Consider the following 20,066-nt stretch of genomic DNA (forward strand, 5'->3'; position numbering starts at 1 on the left):
ACACAAATTTGGTATTTTTGAACCAACACTCAATGGAACTGCTGCTCGCTCGAACCCTTAATTCATTTACGAATGATTTGCGATCGCTATAGGAGATATTAAAAATACAATAAAATCAATGATTGTCTTCATTTGTCCGCAATCTAAAATCTAAAATCTAAAATCTAAAATCTAAAATGGTCTAAGTTAGTGCCGAAAATTAGCGTTTGCATTCCTACTTGCAATCGAGTGCATCTGCTGGCTTGTGCGATCGCCAGCGTGCTAGATCAAACTTATACAGATTTTGAATTAATTGTCTGCGATGACGGCTCAACTGACAGCACTCCGTTGTTAATGTCGGAATTTGTGGATCGCGGGATTCGCTACATTCGACACCCGCAGAATATCGGCAAAAGTAATAATATGCGATCGGGCTTTGCGGCGGCAAGGGGCGAATATTTTATCAAGTTTGACGATGACGATCGCCTGAGCGCGCAATTTCTAGAGCGGACATCTGCTATTTTAGATAAAGACCGCAGCATCGATTTTGTCAGTACCGATCACTGGGTGATCGACATTAACAATTATATTGACGAAAACCAGACGAAACTCAATTCGCAGCGGTGGGGCCGCACTGAGTTGTCGCCTGGAATTATTGAAGATTTGCTCTCCACAGTTTTTGTGAGACAAAGTTTGCAAATAGGGGCAACTTTGTTTCGCCGCCGCGCGCTGGAAGAAGTGGGATTTCTGCGGCCGAATTTGCAAAATTGCGAAGATAACGATTTGTTTGTCAGACTTGCGATTGCTGGCAAAAAGTGCTATTACTTGCCGGAGCTGTTGATGGAGTATCGAGTTCATGCTGGACAGCAAGGAGTCGATCGGGCAATTCCGTATTTGAGTGATAAATTGCGCTATTTACTCGGCTACGAATTTGATTCCGAGAAGTTGGAAACAGTCAGGCTCAAAAGGATTGCAGAAACTCAATTAGCGCTGGGTTTGCGGCTGATTGAGGTTGGTGAAACTGCAAAAGGGCGATCGATGGTGCGAGCTGGAAAGTCTGTTTCTGAGGCGAAAATGTGGGCGGGTTTGGGATTGTCGCTGCTGCCCGTCGAGTTGCGTCCAAGGGCATTTGAGTTGGTGCGAGAGTTGATGAAGTAACCATCAATAAGAATTATTAACTATCAGCAGCGGATAATATATTAATTTCAATTAGAGTACGGGGTTTTATTTGGCCTTGAGATTTGCTCAGATTTGGCTCGATCGAGCACTTGCCGGGATCGTTGAGAAAGTCCGCGGAAAAAATAAAAATTCGATCGGACACGTTTTACATTAAATTAAGAAATTAAGAAATACTGAAAAATTATTAAGTATTTACGAGTTTGACATCGACCGGGCACGAGTACAGACCTTTCCTTGGGTCTGCCCTGCTTGTGCTATCTGTCAGGCGATTAGGGAAAACTTTTGCCCTGACACTGGGTGAAGGAATCAAAGTCAGCATTGTTAAATTCTGTCTAGTTTATTAATGCAGTACTCATGTCAATAACTAATCAGATTCGTTTTAATAACCTCAAGGGCGACATCTTCGGCGGTGTCACGGCTGCCATTGTCTCGCTGCCCCTGGCCCTCGCCTTCGGGGTCGCTTCTGGAATCGGGCCGATCGGGGGACTGTACGGTGCCATTTGCGTTGGCTTCTTTGCGGCGCTGTTTGGCGGCACCCCAACACTGATTTCTGAACCCACCGGACCGATGACTGTGGTGATGACTGCGATCGTCGCCTCACTCACCGCCAGCAATCCCGAACAAGGGCTAGCAATGGCGTTTACCGTTGTGATGCTGGCGGGGTTGTTTCAAATCATCTTTGGTATTTTCAAGCTAGGGAAATACGTCACCCTGATGCCATACAGCGTGATTTCCGGCTTTATGTCGGGAATTGGCGTGATTTTGATCATTCTGCAAATTGCACCCTTTCTGGGTCAAGCCCCTCCCAAGGGCGGTGTTTTGGGCACTTTTATGGCAATTCCGCAGTTGCTGGCAAACATAAATCCGCCGGAAGCAATTCTCGGTGTCTTGACGGTGGCAATTATTTTCCTGATGCCCAAACAGGTGAAGAAAATCGTGCCCCCGCAATTGATAGCGCTGATTGTCGGCACGGTAATTTCCCTGACTGTGTTTCAGGGGGCGGATATTCGCCGGATTGGCGAAATTCCGGTGGGACTGCCCCCGTTGCAATTGCCGACTTTTTCCGCCGGTCAACTCACGGTGATGTTTGTGGATGGGGTGATGCTGGGGATGCTGGGCTGTATCGATACCTTGCTGACGGCGGTGGTGGCGGACAGTCTAACGCGGACCGAGCACAAGTCCGATAAGGAGTTGATCGGTCAAGGGATTGGCAACATCGTATCGGGGATCTGCGGTGGCTTACCGGGCGCCGGGGCAACGATGGGAACTGTGGTCAATATCCAAACAGGCGCGACTTCGGCGTTGTCGGGTTTAACTCGGGCCTTGGTGTTGCTGGTGGTGGTTTTGGGGGCGGCGAGGTTAACTGAACCGATTCCGATGGCGGTGTTGGCGGGGATTGCGCTGAAGGTGGGGATTGATATTCTTGACTGGAGTTTCCTGAAACGATCGCACAAAGTATCTGTTAAGGGTTCCCTGATCATGTACGGGGTAATGCTTTTGACTGTGTTTGTGGATCTGATTGTCGCGGTGGGTGTGGGCGTCTTTATTGCTAATATCCTGACGATCGAACGGTTGAGTAGTATGCAGTCTGCGGGAGTGAAGCTGATTTCCGATACGGATGATGATGCGATCCTCAGTCAGGAGGAAAAGCAACTCTTGGATCGGGGTAGGGGGCGCGTGTTGCTGTTCTGCTTGAGCGGCCCGATGATTTTTGGGTTGTCGAAGGCGATTGCCCGCGAACACAATGCTATGAAGGATGCGGATGCTTTGGTGATAGATCTGACTGCTGTGCCCATGCTGGGGGTAACGGCTTCGCTGGCGATCGAAAATGCGATTCGCGATGCCAGCGATAAGGGTTTGCAGGTTTACATCGTCGGTGCCAGCGAGAAAATTCAGCAGCGCTTGCAGAAGTTGGGATTGTTGGATCTGATCGCGCCAGAGCATGTCATGAGCGATCGTACCGCAGCCTTGCGACAAGCAGTCGCTGTGGTTGACAGCAAAGGCATCCCCTTGGGAGTGGCGGCGTAACAAGGCGCGAATTCGCCGAAATAGTTCGTTAGCAGGAGTGCCAGTTTCTCCTGCTATTTTTATGGCTCGATCGCTCCTTTCATCTCGTTTCCGGTTGCATAGGTATTGTTCAAATGTCCAAACAGTCAGCTCGAAAGCATAATTTTAGTCAACAGCCAACAGTCAACAGTCAACAATCATCTCGCTCCTGCAACCATAATTGATATGAATTATTGATTTTCTTCAGTCCCCCTCTGCTGGGACGAGAGGCAAGTATAGAGGAGGTTTTAATCGCCCAGTCTTCTGGCGTGTCGTTTTACAAGCAGAAATTATCCGAATGATATAGCGGGTAGCCACGGAATATCTGTAGCGCCTGGGTCGTAGCCAAGTTGTTTGAGCAGTGTGGTAATTTGTCCTCTATGGTGAGTTTGATGATTGAACATATGTGTCACCAGAATCCAAGTTGGTAGCACGCGGCATTTACCATCTACATTGCTTGTGTACTCAAACGGTTGACTCAACCAGTCAGAATTAAGGTTTGTAGACCATTCTATAATTTGCCGATCCATTGTCTCCTGTTCTGCTCTCAAAACCTCAAATTCAGCATACAGTTCTTGACCGATAACGGCTACAGAAAATGGGTGAAGAGTGAAACGACCCATCCATGCTTTGTCACCATACAGTAAGTGATTCAAAGTGCCATGAATAGACTTGAAAAAGGCACCCATATCCTGTTTGCGCTGTTCATCAGGAATTGCCGAGCAGACAGAATATATTTTTTGATTCATCCAGCAATTGTACTCAGCCATTAGCTGGTAGTAGCTACCGTCGTACATACTCAAAACTTAACCACATAGTTTGAATAACTTACATTATACAAATAGGTCTTTCACAATACTCCTGACTCTAATTGGTCTAGATAAATAAACTCAGGAGCTTGAACTCCGGCTTCTTTTCTAATTTTAACCAGTCTAGGCGACTCAAAAAACGCCCTAGCATCTGCGATTGATGTCCACGCGGAGAAATGAACAATTTTGTTGGGTTCATTGTGATACTTCAAGACTTGATAGGAGCGCTCGCCAGCTTCTTTTCGGATGCTTTCAGCATTATCAAATACCTGTTTCCAAGCTTCATAGTTTTCTACTTCATGAATAATTAAGACATACTGCATAGTAATCAGCTTCTTTGAGCCTCTCAAAACTTCAAACGACTAATTTGATTAGACTAACTCACTTTATCTCCAAAGCCGAGCACAGGAGAGCGACTAAATTATACCGTAGTGACGGTAGAAAATCCTGCCAACACCGAACAGAGCGATCGCGCTTTCCACTAAAGTAGTAAACAGTGCCTGATGTAAATAAGTTTTTCCTAAATATCGTGTCTATATTTGCTGAAGTTCCGACTGTGTGGCTGCAAATTTCCCTCGTGGGAGTCTGGCTGGGCTTGATTTTACTGGTAGCTGAGGGCTTAAATCGCTTTACTTCTGTCGATGCTGAGGTATCGCGGAAGGTGGTGCACATCGGTACTGGAAATGTGATTTTGCTGGCGTGGTGGCTGGAAATACCCGGTTGGGTGGGGATTTCGGCGGGAATTTTAGCAGGTGCGATCGCCCTAATTTCTTACCAAGTTCCGATTTTGCCCAGTCTTAACAGTATCAACCGGAAGAGTATGGGGACTTTTTTCTATGCTGTTAGTATCAGCGTTCTTGTAGCTTGGTTTTGGCCGCTGGAACGTCAGGAATACGCTGCTTTGGGCATTTTAGTGATGACTTGGGGCGACGGATTAGCTGCTGTCATCGGCCAGAAATACGGCAAACATATTTATCGAGTTTGGGGAATGCAGAAGAGTTGGGAAGGTTCTGCAACTATGTATTTGGTGAGTTTTGCTGTTAGCAGTTTAATTTTGCTGGCGGTTCAAGGCGCCGTTTGGCAAACTTGGGCGGTGTCTGCTGTTGTGGCTTTGGCTGCTGCTACTTTAGAGTCGGTTTCTAAGTGGGGAATTGACAATTTGAGCGTGCCGATCGGCAGTGCTGCGATCGCCTTTTTCCTAAATCAATTTTGGGTAATTGGTAATTGATAATTGTAGGTTGGGTAGAACGAAGTGGAACCAAAGCTACAATTACTATTGACAGTCAACGGTTAACAGTCAACAGTTAATAATTAACTCTTGACTGTTAAACAAAATATCTGTGCCGAACTCGCTATAAACTGCCTGAATGGCTGCTCATTTTCTCGATTTAGAGCTTTTGGAGAGCTTGCCTTCAAAAGGTTGAACTCCACTATTGGGATAGTTGTCATCGCTGGGGCTAAAAATCCGCACTGCTGCTTCCGAAACGTAACGCATCGCGTTTGTCAAAGATTTAGAAAGATTCATAGAATCTGCCTCTCTTATCTGAGTTCTGATACTTCTAATATTACTCAGATTTTTGGCTGTGGATGGCTTTAGTAATATTTATTTGAATTACTTATTGGTCTGCAACATTGAAGCAAGCTGAAGGTTTTAGGAATTACGCATTTGTGGGCGATCGACCTTTTGCTGGTAGATTTTTCCTTGCTCAACTCATGCAGTGGCGATCGCACTCCCGACGCTCAGAAACCGGGTTTTCTAACTCGGTTCGAGGACTGCCACCAGATATTTTCGTAAAAAACCTGGAACGCTTGAGTGTTTGCGGTTAATTCCTGAGTTTGTTAAATTAGGTATTTTTATGGATTCTACCATAATATTCGTGCCTCAAAAACCTAAAATATGCTAATCAGCGCCGTATTCAAGGAATTCTTCAGAGAAATATCTGCCATCTTTATCAAAAATTTACAAAAAGATATGGTATTAGTCACTATAATTAAGACAAAGAAATTTGTTCGGGGTTTTTCTTATGAAAACTACCACTGAGAGCCTGCACCTCAAAAATTTTGAAGAAATCCAAGAAGATCGAGAACTGACGGTTTCCTCAGCAGATTACAGCCTTTTAACAGATCTCTACCAGCTAACGATGGCGGCTTGTTACGTTGGGGAAGGGCTTGACGGGCGGGCTGCGAGTTTTGAGTTGTTCGCGCGCAGGTTGCCAGAGGGTTTTGGCTACGCGATCGCGATGGGCTTGGCTCAAGTTATCGACTATCTGGAGAAATTTCGGTTTTCTCCGGCGCAAATTGAGACTTTGCAGTCCACTGGGATTTTTGCAGGTGCCCCGGAGCGATTTTGGACTCTACTCGCCACAGCCCGCTTTACTGGCGATGTTTGGGCGGTGCCGGAGGGGACGGCGGTGTTTGCCAACGAGCCGCTGCTGCGCATTGAGGCTCCTCTGTGGCAGGCTCAGTTGGTGGAAACTTATTTGTTGAATGCGATAAATTATCAAACTTTGATTGCGACTCGGGCTGCGCGGCTGCGGGATGTCGCGGGCCCGGATGCTAAATTGCTGGAATTCGGGACGCGCAGGGCTTTTGGGCCTCAAGCTGCTGTGTGGGCGGCTAGGGCGGCTCTGGCTGCTGGGTTCGACGGAACTTCTAATGTTTTGGCTGCTTTGAAGTTGGGCCGCAAACCTGTAGGTACTATGGCTCATGCTTTGGTAATGGCTGTGGCGGCTCTAGAAGGTAGCGAAAATGAGGCGTTTGCAGCTTTTCACCGCTGTTTTCCGGGGGCGCCGCTGCTGATCGATACTTACGATACTGTGGCGGCGGCGCGGATGTTGGCCGATCGAGTAAACAGCGGTGAAATGCAGTTGGAAGGCGTGCGGCTGGATTCGGGCGATTTGGCGGTGCTGTCTCGGGAAGTGCGATCGATCCTTCCGGGCGTTCCAATTTTTGCTAGCGGCGATTTGGACGATCGAGAAATTGCTAAATTAAAAAGTAGCGGCGCTTGCATTGATGGTTACGGTTTGGGGACGAAATTGGTGAGCGGTTCGCCTGTGAACGGTGTTTATAAGTTGGTGGAAATTGACGGAATTCCGGTGATGAAAGAGGCAAGCGGCAAGGTAACATATCCAGGAAGAAAGCAAATTTTTAGACATATTGAAAATGGGCAAATTCTCGGAGATTGTTTGGGATTGTCCGGGGAATTTATTCACAATTGCGATTCTCACTTACCATTAATGGAGTTGGTTGTCAAGGATGGGAAACGAGTGCAGAACCAGGAAAGTTTGGAGGATATCGCCAAACGAACTGCTGCTTCTGTCGCCAGTCTTCGAGCCGAAACTCGGCAAATTGACAACCCGATTTCGCCGCCGGTGGAAATTTCTACAGATTTGCAGAGTCTCACTCAAAAAACGAAAAAGAGTCAATCGATTTTAGATTTTAGATTTTAGATTTTAGATTGAAGTCAGTAGTCAGTAGTCAGCAGTCAACAGTCAACAGTCAACAGTCAACAATTCCCCATTAACTATTAACGATATTACCGATTACCTATGCAGAAGATTGCTCTTTTTGGAACCAGTGCCGATCCGCCTACAGCGGGACACAAAACTATCCTGAATTGGCTTTCCCAAAATTTTGATTGGGTAGCAGTTTGGGCGTCGGACAATCCTTTTAAGTCGCACCAAACTTCTCTAGAACACCGATCGGCAATGCTGCTGTTAATCATTCAAGAAATTAATTCGCCGAGACACAATCTTTGCTTGCATCCAGAACTCAGCAGTCCGAGGACTCTAGAAACTGTGGAACAAGCAAGATTGCTGTGGCCGGATGCAGATTTGACGCTGGTAATAGGTTCGGACTTGGTGGGGCAACTGTCTCGCTGGTACAAATTTGAAGAATTGTTAAAACAAGTGGAGTTGCTGATAGTACCGCGACCGGGTTATCCGTCAGAACAATTAGATTTGTGGCAGTTGAGGCGGATGGGTGCAGAGGTGGCGATCGCATCTTTGAGTGCTCCCAATGTTTCTTCTACCTCTTATCGGGAAACAGGAGACAGGGAAGCTTTGACTCCGACCATCGAAGATTACATCAATAGGGAGCATTTGTACGCATGGCACGAGGCACAAAAAAGGGCGAAGGTTGCTCATTAGCTGACTTTAAAGTAGGAGTAGATAATGTTATTTTTTCCGTCGATGCCGTGCAGAACCGCTTGTTGGTGCTGTTGGTAATGCGGCAAGACGAACCGTTTATCGATTCTTGGAGTCTTCCCGGTACTTTGGTGCGGCACGGAGAGTCTCTTGAAAATGCAGCTTACCGGATTTTGTCTGAGAAAATTCGGGTGAAAAATCTGTATCTGGAGCAACTTTATACTTTTGGGGAACCGGGGCGCGATCCTCGGGAATTTACCAGGGGCGATCGCTATCTTTCGGTGAGTTATTTTGCTTTGGTTCGCTTTGAGGAAGCTGAGTTAATTGCTGGAAGTGTAGTGGCGGGTGTCGGCCACCGCGTCGGCGGCATTGCTTGGTATCCCGTGCAACAAGTTCCTAAGCTGGCTTTCGATCACAATCAAATTCTCGAATACGGATACCGGCGACTGCGCAACAAACTTGAATACAGTCCGGTAGCTTTTGAAGTTTTGCCGGAACTTTTTACTTTGAGCGATTTGTATCAATTGTATACAACTATTTTGGGAGAAAGTTTTTCTGATTATTCTAATTTTAGATCTCGATTGTTAAAATTGGGTTTTTTGTTCGATACCGGTGTTAAGGTTTCGCGGGGGGCTGGCCGCCCTGCTAGTTTGTACCGCTTTGATGCGGCAGCTTTTGCTCCTTTCAAAAATAAGCCGCTGGTGTTTATCTAGCTGTTCCTTGGATGACATTCGGGGATCAATTGAGTAACATTAGAATAGAAGCTATTAAGGAGTGCCGGCGATGAAAGACCCAGATGAATGCGCTAATATTAACGAAGTTCGGGAGGAAATTGATATCATAGATCGAGAAGTGATCGACGCTTTGAGCAAGAGATTTAAATACGTCGTCGCGGCAGCAAGGTTCAAAACAAGTGAAGCTGGCGTTAGAGCGCCCGATCGCTTTCATGCTATGTTACAGCAGCGGCGCGAGTGGGCTTTAGAATCGGGTTTGAATCCTGATGTGGTTGAAAATATTTACCGGGATTTGGTAAATTATTATATTGAGGAAGAATTGAAACATTACAAATCTGAGTAATGTTTCCCTATATTCAAATCTAGGACTATAGGAAATCGAGTCCGCGCGGGCGGACTGTTAGCAATATTTATGGTAGTGATGCAGGTAATATGAAAATTGCGATCGCACAACTCAACCCTACTATTGGTGATATCTTTGGCAACTCCAACCTAATTCTGGAGGCTGCCAAAAAAGCGGAGGTTGAGGGCGCAAACTTATTGCTAACACCGGAACTTTCCCTGATCGGTTATCCGCCGCGCGATTTGTTGATAGATCCGAGTTTCATTGCAGCCGCAGGCGCACAGTTGCAGCAACTGGCGCAAGCTTTGCCGCCGAAGTTGGCAGTCATAGTCGGCACTGCCGTACCTAATGCTAATGCTGTTCAACTCGGCGGAAAATCATTGTTTAACAGCGCTGTTTTGTTGCAAAATGGTGCTGTTAAAAAAGTTTTTCATAAACGCTTGTTGCCTACTTATGATGTATTTGATGAAGATAGATATTTTGAACCGGGAGAAAACAGCAATTACTTTTCTATTGGCGAAGCCAAAATCGGCGTGACAATTTGTGAAGATTTGTGGAACAATGAGGAGTTTTGGGGTAAACGCAGTTACGCGGGCGATCCTGTTTCCGATTTGGCAAAATTGGGCGTAGATTTAGTAGTGAATTTGTCGGCATCGCCTTACTGTGCGGGGAAGCGAGGAGTGCGATCGGCGATGTTGCAGCACAGCGTTATCCGCTGCGGAATACCAATTATTTACGCTAATCAAATAGGGGGAAATGACGACATTATTTTTGACGGCAGCAGTTTTGCTGTGAATCGAAAGAGTGATTTGATTCAGGTATTAGCTTCTTTTGAAACTGATTTTGCGGTGCTGGAATATGACGCAGCTAAACAAGATTTAGTGGGCAGCAATCAGCAAAATGCAGCAGGAATTGAGGCGGCGCCGTTGAGTTTTTATCCTGCCGAGGGAGATGCAGAAATTTGGGCTGCTTTGGTTTTGGGAGTGCGAGATTATGTTCGCAAGTGCGGTTTTTCTAAGGTTGTACTCGGTTTGAGCGGCGGGATAGATTCGGCTTTGGTGGCGACGATCGCCAGTTGCGCGATCGGGCCCGAAAATGTTCTAGGGGTGCTGATGCCTTCTCCTTACAGTTCGGATCATTCGGTTAATGATGCTTTGGAATTAGCCCGAAATCTGGGCGTTGCGATCGAACTATTGCCGATCGGCGATTTGATGAAAACTTACGATCGCACTCTCGCCAATTTGTTTGTCAACACACCTTTCGGAATTGCTGAGGAAAATATTCAATCGCGGATTCGAGGCAATCTGTTGATGGCAATTTCTAATAAGTTCGGACATTTGCTGCTTTCGACTGGCAATAAGTCGGAAATGGCGGTGGGTTACTGCACTCTCTACGGCGATATGAATGGGGGATTGGCGGTGATTTCTGATGTCCCGAAAACCCGCGTTTATTCGCTTTGTCGGTGGCTGAATTATGGGAGTGAGAATATCAAAAATCAGGCAGAGTTGGGAAAGGAAATTATTCCGGTTAATATTATTAGTAAAGCGCCTAGTGCTGAACTGAAACCAGGACAAATTGACCAAGATTCTTTGCCGGATTACGATGTTTTAGATGACATATTGCAGCGGTCGATCGAAAATCACGAATCTGCCCAACAAATTATCGCTGCCGGACACGATGAAGCGGTGGTTAAACGTGTAGTAAAATTAGTGAGGCAAGCGGAGTTTAAACGGCGACAAGCAGCCCCGGGTTTGAAAATTAGCGATCGAGCTTTTGGTACCGGTTGGCGGATGCCGATTGCCAAAGTTTCCTCTTATTAAACGCAAAATGGTTAACATCGACGGTAGTTTCGGCTTCGATTTTCTCCTGGGAACTCTCAGCAACGATACGATTAGAGGATTTGCGGGTAATGATACTGTTCAAGGTTTGGGGGGAAACGACCGAATTTTTGGCGATCGGGAAAATGACTTGCTAGCAGGAAATGAAGGCGCTGATACACTGTCTGGCGGTCAGGGAAGCGATACAATCTATGGAGGACAAGACTCCGATTGGATGTTTGGCGATCGGGGTAACGATTTGCTAACAGGCGGCGAAAGCGGGGATATCTTGACAGGAGGCGCGGGCGATGATTTATTTGTGATTGAAAGAACCGCCGTCGCATCTACTATTACAGAAGCTGATATAATTACAGATTTTGGCAACGGCAATGATAAAATTGTCTTGACAGAAGGCATGAAGTTTAGCGATTTGGATCTTTCTGTTTTCGACAACCAAACTGTTATGAAAGATAAAAACTCTGGTAATTATTTAGGAGTTGTTTCGGGAAATTCTAATCTGACGGAATCAAACTTTATATCGCTGTTTGGCGGAATAGATAGGGGTCAGCTTTTGCCAATTTCTGTTAACACGATCGTAGCCGATCGCGCGATCGGACTGGAAGTGGCGCAAACTCCCCAAGAACAAGCCACAGGTTTAATGTTTCGGACAGAATTACCGGACGACAGGGGAATGTTTTTCCCGATCGAACCCGCGCGAAACGTGCGTTTTTGGATGAAAAACGTGTTGATTGAACTCGATATGGTTTTTCTGCGGGAAGGCGTAGTGCAGGCGATAATTCCTAACGTACCGCCGTGTTTGAGCGAAACCTGCCCCAACTACGGCCCGGATGTTCCCGTTGACGGAGTTATTGAACTCAAAGGCGGAAGGGCAGCCCAATTGGGATTGAAAGTGGGCGATCGGATTCCCAATTTGCCCTAAAAGGTATATGATTTTATCGCAGCATTTAACTTTTTTGCATCCAATGAACCCTATTGAATTAAAAATAATCCCCAATCAAACTCAAGACGGTTTAGCTTACCAACATTTGCGCTTGCGGATTACAACTCAAGACGGTATTATCACACCCGATGATTTACAAGGTTTGAAACTTCCTCAAAATGTTCAATTCAGCCAAGGAATTGTCATTGAAGGTAGAGGAGCGATTTGGCTGTACGGGTATTTAGTGCACGAATGCCATCCTGCGGCTTGGGTTGGATGTTACGATCCGCGATTAGAAGGTGCGGTGGTAGTAGCGACGCACAAGCACGAGGTATCAGTTGGACAGGTATTAAAATTGAGTTTACCGAGTGATTAAATTAGATTGTGTTGGGTAAATTAACCGTAAGATTTGTAGGGGCGGGTTTTACCAACAATCTTTGATTCACATATCCACAATATTTATCAATCCGCCCTGTCCCTATGTAATTTTTATTTGTAATAACTCCTATGTTGCACGATTCTCAAGAACAGGCTTTCCGACCTGTTCCACAATAATTCAATTTTTGGGTGGGGTGGGCATCCTGCGCGCCCTAAAAGGATTATTGAGAATGGTGCAAGATGTGAGTAATAACCTACTTAGTATCGCGCGATCGCCCAAAAAACCTTTAAGTTTAACTATAACAACACTTCGGAGACTTTCAGGGTTCCCGTATGGGCGCTGATTCCCAGTTTATACGAATTTTTGCGTCTAGTAACGAGAAATATACGAAGAAACCCGTTTTCATCAGTCAGTATGCGTGCAGGACTAATACCCGCACTCGCCCACAAAGAAACATTTATAGGACTTGCGCAAGAGAGCAATTTTTACACTATTTGTGGAGGTAAGGTGCACGCTTCGCACCCTACAGATAGTGTCTGTGCCTAAGTCCTGACTTAATTTTAATGAAAATTTATCCTTTGACAGGCAAAACGATCGCAAACTCAGTGCCAATTCCTAGTTCCGCATTCACCTCGATACTTCCGCCATGTTTTTCTACCGCAATTTGGTGGACAATTGCCAACCCCAATCCAGTTCCTTTGCCGACACCTTTGGTCGTGAACAAATGGTCGAATATCTGCTGTTTCACTTCCTCTTTCATCCCGGTGCCGTTATCAGCAATTTTAATTTTAATGTGCGCTTCGCCCATTACATCAGTGCAAATTGTGATGCGGTTGGGATTGGCCGCAATTTCAGTAAAACTGCGTCCTAAATTTGACTCTTCTAAGGCATCGATCGCATTGGCAAGCAGGTTCATGAAAACTTGATTTAATTGACCGGGAAAACATTCGATTTTAGGAAGATTGCCGTATTTAGTCATCACTTCAATCTGCGGACGGTATTCGTTTGCTTTGAGGCGGTGTTTTAAAATTAAAATAGCGCTATTAATGCCTTCGTGAATATTAAAAGGAACTTTGTAGTCTTTATCGCCTCGGGAGAAGGTACGCAAACTGGTGCTGATGCTGCAAATGCGATCGCACCCGACTTGCATTGAATCAATCATCTTCGGTAAATCTTCCAAAAGATAATCGAGGTCTATCTCTTCGGCGTGGTCTGCCATTTCCGATTTCGGTGCAGCGGAGCGATACAATTTTAAGTGTTCTATCACATCTTCTAAACTCCTTTTAGCTTCATTTAAATTGCCAGAAATAAACCCAATCGGATTGTTAATTTCGTGGGCGACTCCAGCGACTAAATTGCCCAAAGCAGACATTTTTTCATTTTGAACGAGTTGCAGTTGCGCTTGCTGTAAATCTTTTAAAGTTTCTTCGAGCTGTTGATTTTGCTCTTGCAAAAGTTCCGCTGCTCGCTTGCGATCGGTCGCATCAACACCTAAACCAATAATCCCGATCGTCTCACCCTGGCAATTTTTTAGCTGCACTTTAGTGATTTCTAAGTAGTGTAGTTTGCCGTCAACAAATTTGAAAGTTTCGCTGGAGTAATGCGGCAAATCTTGGGCAAGGCAGGCGGCATCTGAAACCATACAGCCCGCTGCATCCTCCCCCATTAGATCTTTGTAATGATCGACAGCTAGGAAAGCGCTCACAGGCACGCCCATATTTTGAGAAAATGTCTCGTTCAAAAACTGTACTTTACCGCTGAGATTAACCATCCAAATCCAAATCGGAGCGACATCAATAATCGCTTGGAGCATTTGTTTTTGATCGGCAAGCTGAGCTTCGGTTTGGGTAAATTTTGCTAGCGATCGCTCTAATTGTTGGTTGTAATCCTGATATTTTTTATACAGCAGAGTATTTTGCAAACAGATGGCTGCCTGAGAACACAGGAGATTGAGAAGTTGCAGGCGATCTCGGGTAAAAACTCCTGCGGTTAACCGATTTTCCAGATACAAAATGCCGACTAAGTTGCCTCGATCGAGAATCGGCCAACACAACGCGCTCTGCGGTTCGTATTTGAGAATGTAGGAGTCGGAATCCCAATCACATTTTTGAGCGATGTCCCGCACAATCACAGGTTTCAACAAGTTTTTAACGCAGTCAACAATTTTGAGGGGCAATATCTCGCTGTTTTCATTGACTGTTGCGGATGATAAGTCGATCGCCCGATCGACTCCATAATTGTCGATCGCGGTTGTAGCAGCGATTTCCCATTGATTGCCGTTTGGCAAAATCAGCACTGCTTTGTCCGATCCTGTATTTGTCATCGCCAGTTGCATCAGTTTGGCAATTAGTCGATCGAGCTGAATTTCTCTAGAGAGGGCTTGACAAGCTTTTAGCAGACTTGAAAAATTTCCGAAATCTGAGACGCTCGCCGAAACAGACGGATGAAGCGATTGATTTTGGCCAGCAGGTGTTGGAAAATTTGCCAATGGATTTGCAGATATTTTTGCGGGTTCTAAAATTGGTTTTAACAATTGAGGATAGCGTTTTTCTAAGTCGTCTATTTGGGCTTTATCTCCCCAGCGGACATAGCAATCATAGGCATCTATCATGTAGACTCGCGCAATTTTTTCTCTTCCCAATGACAGGTAAAACTTAGCAGCTAGTTCGCAGGCAAGAGCTTCTTCATTCAAATATTCGTTAGCTTTAGCTCCGGTAATAGCTCGATCGTACAGTTCCATTGCTTCTGCTGTCTGGCCCAAAACGCGGAGCAATTCTGCCTCAACCAGATCGAACTTGTGCTGGTAATTGAGCGGGGTATGGTGCGCGAATTCTTTGAGTTTTTTCTGACTAGCCCCAACGCGCTTAAGGATTTGTTGGCGCTCCGCCGATGTGACATCTGCATAGATTGCCAAATCTGCCAGCGCATCATAAAAGTCGTGCATCATTTTTACTAGCATTTAAACACAATTCTCAAGATAAGGTTTGCATCCGTTTTTCCTGTCTAGTGGCTTCGGAGCGATCGAATATATCCCGAATCCGTCGCCTTTTTTGGCTCAATTTTATCCTCCTAAATATCGCAGATGACTGTCAAGATTAATTCCCATATTGGGAGGTTTCATATATTTGTAAATAACTGGGCTTCGTTCGAGTTCGTTGAGAATGTCTGTTCGCTTGAGGACTATTTCGAGCGATGCAATTAACGGCGGCTGCTTTACTCTATCGTCTTCTCGGAATACCGCGCCGCCAAAAATTTCCGCGACAAAGACGTAACTGCGGGCGTAGGATTTTATACTGCGCGCAGCAATTGTGCCGGGAATATCGAGATTTTTGACCGTCGCCCGCCGGTTGCGAAACTGCAAGAGTTTGCTACAGCCGGGTTGCCGGTCAAGATGGCGCGCGCCCCGATCGACAGCCCTTCCAGAATCGGTGTACGATTGCGCGATCGGGTTAGATCCTGGCATTAGCGCAGTCAAATCTACTACATCTACTGTTCCGTCCATATCGGCTGACCTCAACTCCGACATTAGCTTGACAAAACTTAATGTATCTATATTAGGGCATAAACACCATAATTTTTGAGCGTCAGATCTAAAATTCTAATTATCTGTTAACGAACAATATTTTATACATTGGCGAGCGGGGTTGGATCCTTTTACTTACGTATAAGTTTCTGCTGCTAATCTCAAATGCGGTTAAATAAACGCGAAAGACCGTATAAACACGGAAGTATGGTTTCTGTAAAAATACAACCTGTAATTAATTGAATTTAATAGAGCTCGATCGACCCAAATTTCCGCTACGATATGGAAAAATTTTTAGCTTAAAAATTTAAAAAAAAGTCTATACAAATAATAAAAAACTCGTCGTGGAATGAGTAGCACTTCAGTCCCGCCTAGAAAAAGACAGGACAGTTTTATTCTGCTGAAATCAGTCCTGCACTCTACTTCCGGGCTAATAGCCCTCGCAGGGGTTAAAACCGAAATCTAATAGTAATATGCCGTAATATGCAGTCGTCTTCAGAGGAAGATACTTAGATTCCGACAGGGATTAAAACCCCTGTCGGAATCTAGTTTCCAGAGAAGGAAACAGCGTTATTTGAGATTAGTCGATCGCGTCTGCCACTTGTTGAGTTCTGTCAATATCCCGATTCACTTTCTAGGAAATATTGTCCGAGGCATCTTCAGCGTTCTATCTTGCATCTCGTGCTGCATCATTGATATTTTCTTGGCCGCCGCTGGTGTTATATCTCAGAGACTCAGTACCCTCTGCTGCTCTTTCTTTTGCTCCCTGGGTAGCTTCTTTAACAATATCTTTTGCTCCCTTCAAGCCTTCGCGAGTGTTTTCTTTAAGATTAGCAAAGCCTTGTTTGGTTTTGTCACCAAAGTTATCAGCTTTTTGCTGAGCCGTGCGAGCATCGTCCTTCACCTTTTCACCAACTTGGTTGAGTTTGTCAGGCGCGTCGTCCCCTACCCGTCGCACGTTTTCGCCTACATTATTGCTAGATTTGGTATCGATGCGGTGCTGCGCTTGCTCTTTGAGAAGCTGAGCTTTTGCTTCTGTTGTTGTCATCTTGTCGTTTCTGGGATCGACATCGGAGTAGTCGTTCATGCCGCCTTTGTATTCGGAAGTTATAGCCCCTGAAGGCACTTCTTCTCTAACTTTGTCGGCAGTTTTTGCGGCCATCACATCAGTTTTTCCGGCCGTCACATCAGTTTTTCCGCTCGTCACATCAGGGCGGCTGCAGGCCGTGCTCACTAATACTAAAATGCCAGCCAGAAACACTGTTAAAATTTGTACAGCTCGAATTTTTTTCAGAAATGCAGTTAGTCTCTTCATAAAAATGCTCCTTTCTATTGTGATATGCTCAAAGGCCTGGTGGCTTTGTACATGGCTAGCATTACAAAATTCGCCACTTAAACACTTTTTTAAGTATAGGAATAGAAACCGGAGCTTTTCATCTATCGCAAGTTACATTCCTCAAGTTATAGCAGAAGGAACAAGAAACAAGAAGGAACAAGGAAGCAATCGACCATTGTCAATCTTATACAAATTATTAAAAGTCGCAGTTCCCCGCGCCGGAGAAGGCCCTGTGTCTATTTGTATCAACAATCGCCTGAAAACTTTGATAAATCTCGCTTTAACGCGAGGCAAGCTCCGCCTCGCATCCCCCTTAAGAAAGGCGACTGTGAGAGAGTGGACTGTTCTACCCTTAAGAATGGGGCGCCCGGGCGATCTGTGCCTAATCGTCAAACAGCATTCTGGCACTACATTTTGCCTTAAGTTGACAGGATGAAAGGCAATGCCATTCCATTTCCCTATTTGGCTGTGCGTTCGGTTGTCTGTGCGCGCACTACGTTGAGATGTTTGGCGTTTTAAGCTCAAAAAAAACCTTCCGGTCAGGAACCAGAAGGCAGTGGATGTATGATCTCAAGTACAACAAGGTCTTTAATCGCAATTGTCACGGCACATCTCGATCGCACACATCTGTCTAATGGCTGAAAGTATGTGCACAGTTGCTAAACATTTTGAATGGCTGTTTTTAAACTCTTGCAGAATTTGCCTATCGCCTCTAAACCCTGTTCTGGAGTGCCTTCAGCCAAGCGTTTGACAAAAGCACTGCCAACAATCGCAGCGTCTGCACCCCATTCTTTGACTTGGCGAGCGTGTTCGGGTTTCGATATACCAAACCCGACGCCGATGGGTTTGTCGGTGATGCTGCGGAGTTCTTGCAGCAACTCTTTTGCTCGTGTTTCTAAGCCTTCGCGCACTCCCGTAACCCCCGTGACGCTGACCAAGTAAATAAATCCTTGAGACTCCCGAGCGATGGCTTCTATGCGACTTTTGGGACTTGTCGGAGCAACTAATAATGTTAGTTCAATCCCTAATTTGTTGGCAGGTTGGATGAGACTGTCGGCTTCTTCTAAGGGCAAGTCTGGTACAACCAATCCCTGAACTCCGGCACTTTTGATTTGCTGCAAAAAGGTTTCTATACCTCGGTACAAAATCGGGTTGTAGTATGTGAATAGAATGATCGGCGATCGCAAATTCGGACTAACTTTCGCTACCATTTCCAGCACCGAATCTAACCGCGTTCCCCGCTGCAGGGCCCTAGTAGCGGCGGCTTGAATCACTGGCCCGTCAGCTAGCGGGTCAGAATAGGGAACGCCAAGCTCGATCGCATCTGCACCGTTATCATCCAAAATTTGCAGTGCTTTAGCCGTTGTCTCCAAGTCTGGGTCGCCAGCAGTAATAAAAGGAATCAATGCACATTGATGGTTCTTGCGCAACGTTTCAAAACAATTAGAAATAGTCATTAGTTATTAGTCATCAGTCATTGGTCATCAGTCATCATATGATGTCCGCTCGATCGACCGCAATCAAATTCGTTTGTAGTGAGGGCTTCAGCCCTCATAAAAGTCCGAGGACTTCAGTCCTCACTACAAACGTGATAACGGTTATTTTACCGGACGCGATATCAGCCATCAAATCAGTCCCCAGTCATTAGTGAGAGAGTTTATTACTAATGACTGAGTAGGTCATCGCAAAAAACAATCGTATCTTGTAGGGTGGGGTTGAGCCAGGAGCTATGATAAAAAAGAGTTATCAAGTGCAAAACCCTCCATCCCCATCTAATGTTTATTTGTACCCAGCTACTTAATAACTAATGACTGAGGGCTAAGGACTATTGACTAATTATCTTTTTCCTGTTCAATTTCGGCTTGAAGTTTGGCTAATTCTTCAGGAGTGAGCTCATCCAGCCGCTTCTGCAAGACAGCTTCTTTGTACTCTTGCAGTTGCTGACTGTAGGTCATATTTTGAGTCAGTGCTCGAAATAAATAAGTCACCAGCCAGCCAATCAAGCCGGCGACCAAAAACAACTGGCTCCAAATCCCTGCATTCATGCTGTCGAGTCCGGCAAATTGCAGTAGCAAGTAGACAAACCCACCTGCTACAAAAAAGCCGAGACTGATTCCAATTACGTCAATACGTCGCATTTAGGCTTCTATCTGCCGCCGTTTGGGCCGAAAATTCAAAAAGGGAGCTAGGAGAAACATACCTGGGAAGAAGAAGAACATCAAGAAGTACATGAAGCCGCGCTCAAAAGAGGTAGCGACGTACCAGCGACTGTTTAGGTAAGCGTAGGTGGCTGCGGGTACTACCAGGAAGTAGGTTCCTGCCAAGACCGCGTAAAGCAGTAAGGTAATATACATAGATTTGCTTTAGGGGAATAATAACACGGGTAAGTCGGTTGACACGCTCCGCTAGCTGGTTAACTATTGTACCGCTTGGGGAGATTCAGCGCGAGTTTTGGGAATTTTTTGATTAGGGGTTGCGTAAATTGGGGTTTTGGCTGTAGAATAAAAGGCTGTTGTTGTTAATGGCTCAAAACCACAGCAACTTGACCAAAGGGGGGCGTGGCGGAATGGTAGACGCTACGGACTTAAAATCCGTTGACCCGAAACGGTCGTGTGGGTTCAAGTCCCTCCGCCCCCATAAAATTCAATCATTTGTGATATCAATTCTGGTTGCACCGGAATGATTGTTGACTGTTGAATGTTGATATCGTTTCCGGCTGGGGGGGTGACGACCCGCCCCAAACCCATAGTTAGTAAGGATTGAGCCAACTTGTGGTAAAAAAAGATAGGCAGCAGAGTTGTTACACGCTTGCCTATCCAAAAAAATAATGATACCA

General features: G+C 45.6%; 21 protein-coding genes and 1 tRNA gene. 12 read left to right on the forward strand and 10 right to left on the reverse strand.

Translation table 11 applies throughout. The annotated features are described in order from the left end of the window. Positions 1 to 189: 189 nt before the first annotated feature. On the forward strand, positions 190 to 1,137 hold the full coding sequence (locus tag E5S67_RS26330) for a glycosyltransferase (RefSeq protein WP_172191571.1): 948 nt from the start codon (positions 190 to 192) through the stop codon (positions 1,135 to 1,137). A gap of 375 nt (positions 1,138 to 1,512) precedes the next feature. Continuing rightward, entirely contained in the window at positions 1,513 to 3,186 is a 1,674-nt protein-coding gene (gene bicA, locus E5S67_RS26335) for a bicarbonate transporter BicA (protein ID WP_172191573.1), read from the forward strand. Between the two features lie 308 nt (positions 3,187 to 3,494). Here the strand turns inward: bicA and E5S67_RS26340 are convergent, their stop codons facing one another. Both E5S67_RS26340 and E5S67_RS26345 read right to left on the reverse strand, forming a co-directional pair. Continuing rightward, on the reverse strand, positions 3,495 to 4,001 hold the full coding sequence (locus tag E5S67_RS26340; protein WP_172191575.1) for a DinB family protein: 507 nt from the start codon (positions 3,999 to 4,001) through the stop codon (positions 3,495 to 3,497). 53 nt (positions 4,002 to 4,054) lie between these two features. Next, the gene (locus E5S67_RS26345) at positions 4,055 to 4,336 is read right to left on the reverse strand and encodes a putative quinol monooxygenase (RefSeq protein WP_172191577.1); all 282 of its coding nucleotides are present in this window, start codon (positions 4,334 to 4,336) and stop codon (positions 4,055 to 4,057) included. 206 nt (positions 4,337 to 4,542) lie between these two features. Between E5S67_RS26345 and E5S67_RS26350 the strand changes: the two genes are divergently transcribed. Continuing rightward, positions 4,543 to 5,241 (forward strand): diacylglycerol/polyprenol kinase family protein, encoded by a 699-nt coding sequence (locus E5S67_RS26350; protein WP_172191579.1) that lies wholly within the window; start codon positions 4,543 to 4,545, stop codon positions 5,239 to 5,241. 147 nt (positions 5,242 to 5,388) lie between these two features. Here the strand turns inward: E5S67_RS26350 and E5S67_RS26355 are convergent, their stop codons facing one another. Then, complete coding sequence (locus tag E5S67_RS26355) at positions 5,389 to 5,538, reverse strand: isochorismate synthase (RefSeq protein WP_172191581.1); 150 nt, start codon at positions 5,536 to 5,538, stop codon at positions 5,389 to 5,391. Positions 5,539 to 5,645: 107 nt separating this feature from the next. Between E5S67_RS26355 and E5S67_RS26360 the strand changes: the two genes are divergently transcribed. From E5S67_RS26360 to crn3, 8 genes are all read left to right on the forward strand, one after another. Next, positions 5,646 to 5,840: a hypothetical protein gene (locus E5S67_RS26360; protein ID WP_172191583.1), complete on the forward strand. Its 195-nt coding sequence runs from the start codon at positions 5,646 to 5,648 to the stop codon at positions 5,838 to 5,840. 197 nt (positions 5,841 to 6,037) lie between these two features. Further along, entirely contained in the window at positions 6,038 to 7,462 is a 1,425-nt protein-coding gene (locus tag E5S67_RS26365; protein ID WP_172191585.1) for a nicotinate phosphoribosyltransferase, read from the forward strand. Between the two features lie 99 nt (positions 7,463 to 7,561). Continuing rightward, positions 7,562 to 8,161 (forward strand): nicotinate-nucleotide adenylyltransferase, encoded by a 600-nt coding sequence (locus E5S67_RS26370; RefSeq protein WP_172191587.1) that lies wholly within the window; start codon positions 7,562 to 7,564, stop codon positions 8,159 to 8,161. Beyond that, on the forward strand, positions 8,122 to 8,871 hold the full coding sequence (locus E5S67_RS26375; protein WP_172191589.1) for an NUDIX hydrolase: 750 nt from the start codon (positions 8,122 to 8,124) through the stop codon (positions 8,869 to 8,871). The genes E5S67_RS26370 and E5S67_RS26375 overlap by 40 nt, the downstream gene beginning before the upstream one ends. A gap of 70 nt (positions 8,872 to 8,941) precedes the next feature. Then, positions 8,942 to 9,235: an isochorismate lyase gene (locus E5S67_RS26380; protein WP_172191591.1), complete on the forward strand. Its 294-nt coding sequence runs from the start codon at positions 8,942 to 8,944 to the stop codon at positions 9,233 to 9,235. Positions 9,236 to 9,324: 89 nt separating this feature from the next. Beyond that, a complete protein-coding gene (locus E5S67_RS26385) occupies positions 9,325 to 11,055 on the forward strand; it encodes an NAD+ synthase (protein ID WP_172191593.1) in 1,731 nt (576 codons plus the stop codon). A gap of 7 nt (positions 11,056 to 11,062) precedes the next feature. Beyond that, on the forward strand, positions 11,063 to 11,992 hold the full coding sequence (locus tag E5S67_RS26390) for a DUF192 domain-containing protein (RefSeq protein ID WP_172191595.1): 930 nt from the start codon (positions 11,063 to 11,065) through the stop codon (positions 11,990 to 11,992). Positions 11,993 to 12,035: 43 nt separating this feature from the next. Then, positions 12,036 to 12,368, forward strand: coding sequence for a CRISPR-associated ring nuclease Crn3/Csx3 (gene crn3, locus E5S67_RS26395; RefSeq protein ID WP_172191597.1), 333 nt, complete (start codon positions 12,036 to 12,038; stop codon positions 12,366 to 12,368). 574 nt (positions 12,369 to 12,942) lie between these two features. Here the strand turns inward: crn3 and E5S67_RS34890 are convergent. The 6 genes from E5S67_RS34890 to ndhL all read right to left on the reverse strand — a co-directional run bounded on the left by E5S67_RS34890 (position 12,943) and on the right by ndhL (position 19,584). After that, on the reverse strand, positions 12,943 to 15,330 hold the full coding sequence (locus tag E5S67_RS34890; RefSeq protein WP_172191599.1) for an ATP-binding protein: 2,388 nt from the start codon (positions 15,328 to 15,330) through the stop codon (positions 12,943 to 12,945). Positions 15,331 to 15,432: 102 nt separating this feature from the next. Beyond that, positions 15,433 to 15,873, reverse strand: a complete 441-nt coding sequence (locus E5S67_RS26405; protein WP_172191601.1) for a hypothetical protein — start codon at positions 15,871 to 15,873, stop codon at positions 15,433 to 15,435. A gap of 688 nt (positions 15,874 to 16,561) precedes the next feature. Continuing rightward, complete coding sequence (locus E5S67_RS26410; protein ID WP_172191603.1) at positions 16,562 to 17,209, reverse strand: DUF6658 family protein; 648 nt, start codon at positions 17,207 to 17,209, stop codon at positions 16,562 to 16,564. Between the two features lie 680 nt (positions 17,210 to 17,889). After that, positions 17,890 to 18,687 carry a tryptophan synthase subunit alpha gene (trpA, locus tag E5S67_RS26415; protein WP_172191605.1) on the reverse strand — a complete coding sequence of 266 codons (798 nt, stop codon included), beginning with the start codon at positions 18,685 to 18,687 and terminating at the stop codon, positions 17,890 to 17,892. Between the two features lie 375 nt (positions 18,688 to 19,062). Further along, positions 19,063 to 19,368: a DUF3007 family protein gene (locus E5S67_RS26420; RefSeq protein ID WP_172191607.1), complete on the reverse strand. Its 306-nt coding sequence runs from the start codon at positions 19,366 to 19,368 to the stop codon at positions 19,063 to 19,065. Then, positions 19,369 to 19,584, reverse strand: a complete 216-nt coding sequence (gene ndhL, locus E5S67_RS26425) for an NAD(P)H-quinone oxidoreductase subunit L (RefSeq protein WP_172191609.1) — start codon at positions 19,582 to 19,584, stop codon at positions 19,369 to 19,371. It lies immediately after the preceding gene. A gap of 198 nt (positions 19,585 to 19,782) precedes the next feature. On the opposite strand from ndhL, the gene E5S67_RS26430 reads away from it, so the two are divergent. Then, positions 19,783 to 19,867 (forward strand) — tRNA-Leu (locus tag E5S67_RS26430). On the opposite strand, the gene E5S67_RS32735 is transcribed toward E5S67_RS26430, so the two are convergent. Next, positions 19,849 to 20,066 (reverse strand): hypothetical protein (locus tag E5S67_RS32735; RefSeq protein WP_216670728.1); only part of this gene is annotated, 218 nt, incomplete at its 5' end. The genes E5S67_RS26430 and E5S67_RS32735 overlap by 19 nt on opposite strands.

Origin of the sequence: Microcoleus asticus IPMA8, assembly GCF_013179805.1 — a bacterium.
GTDB lineage: Bacteria > Cyanobacteriota > Cyanobacteriia > Cyanobacteriales > Microcoleaceae > Microcoleus > Microcoleus asticus.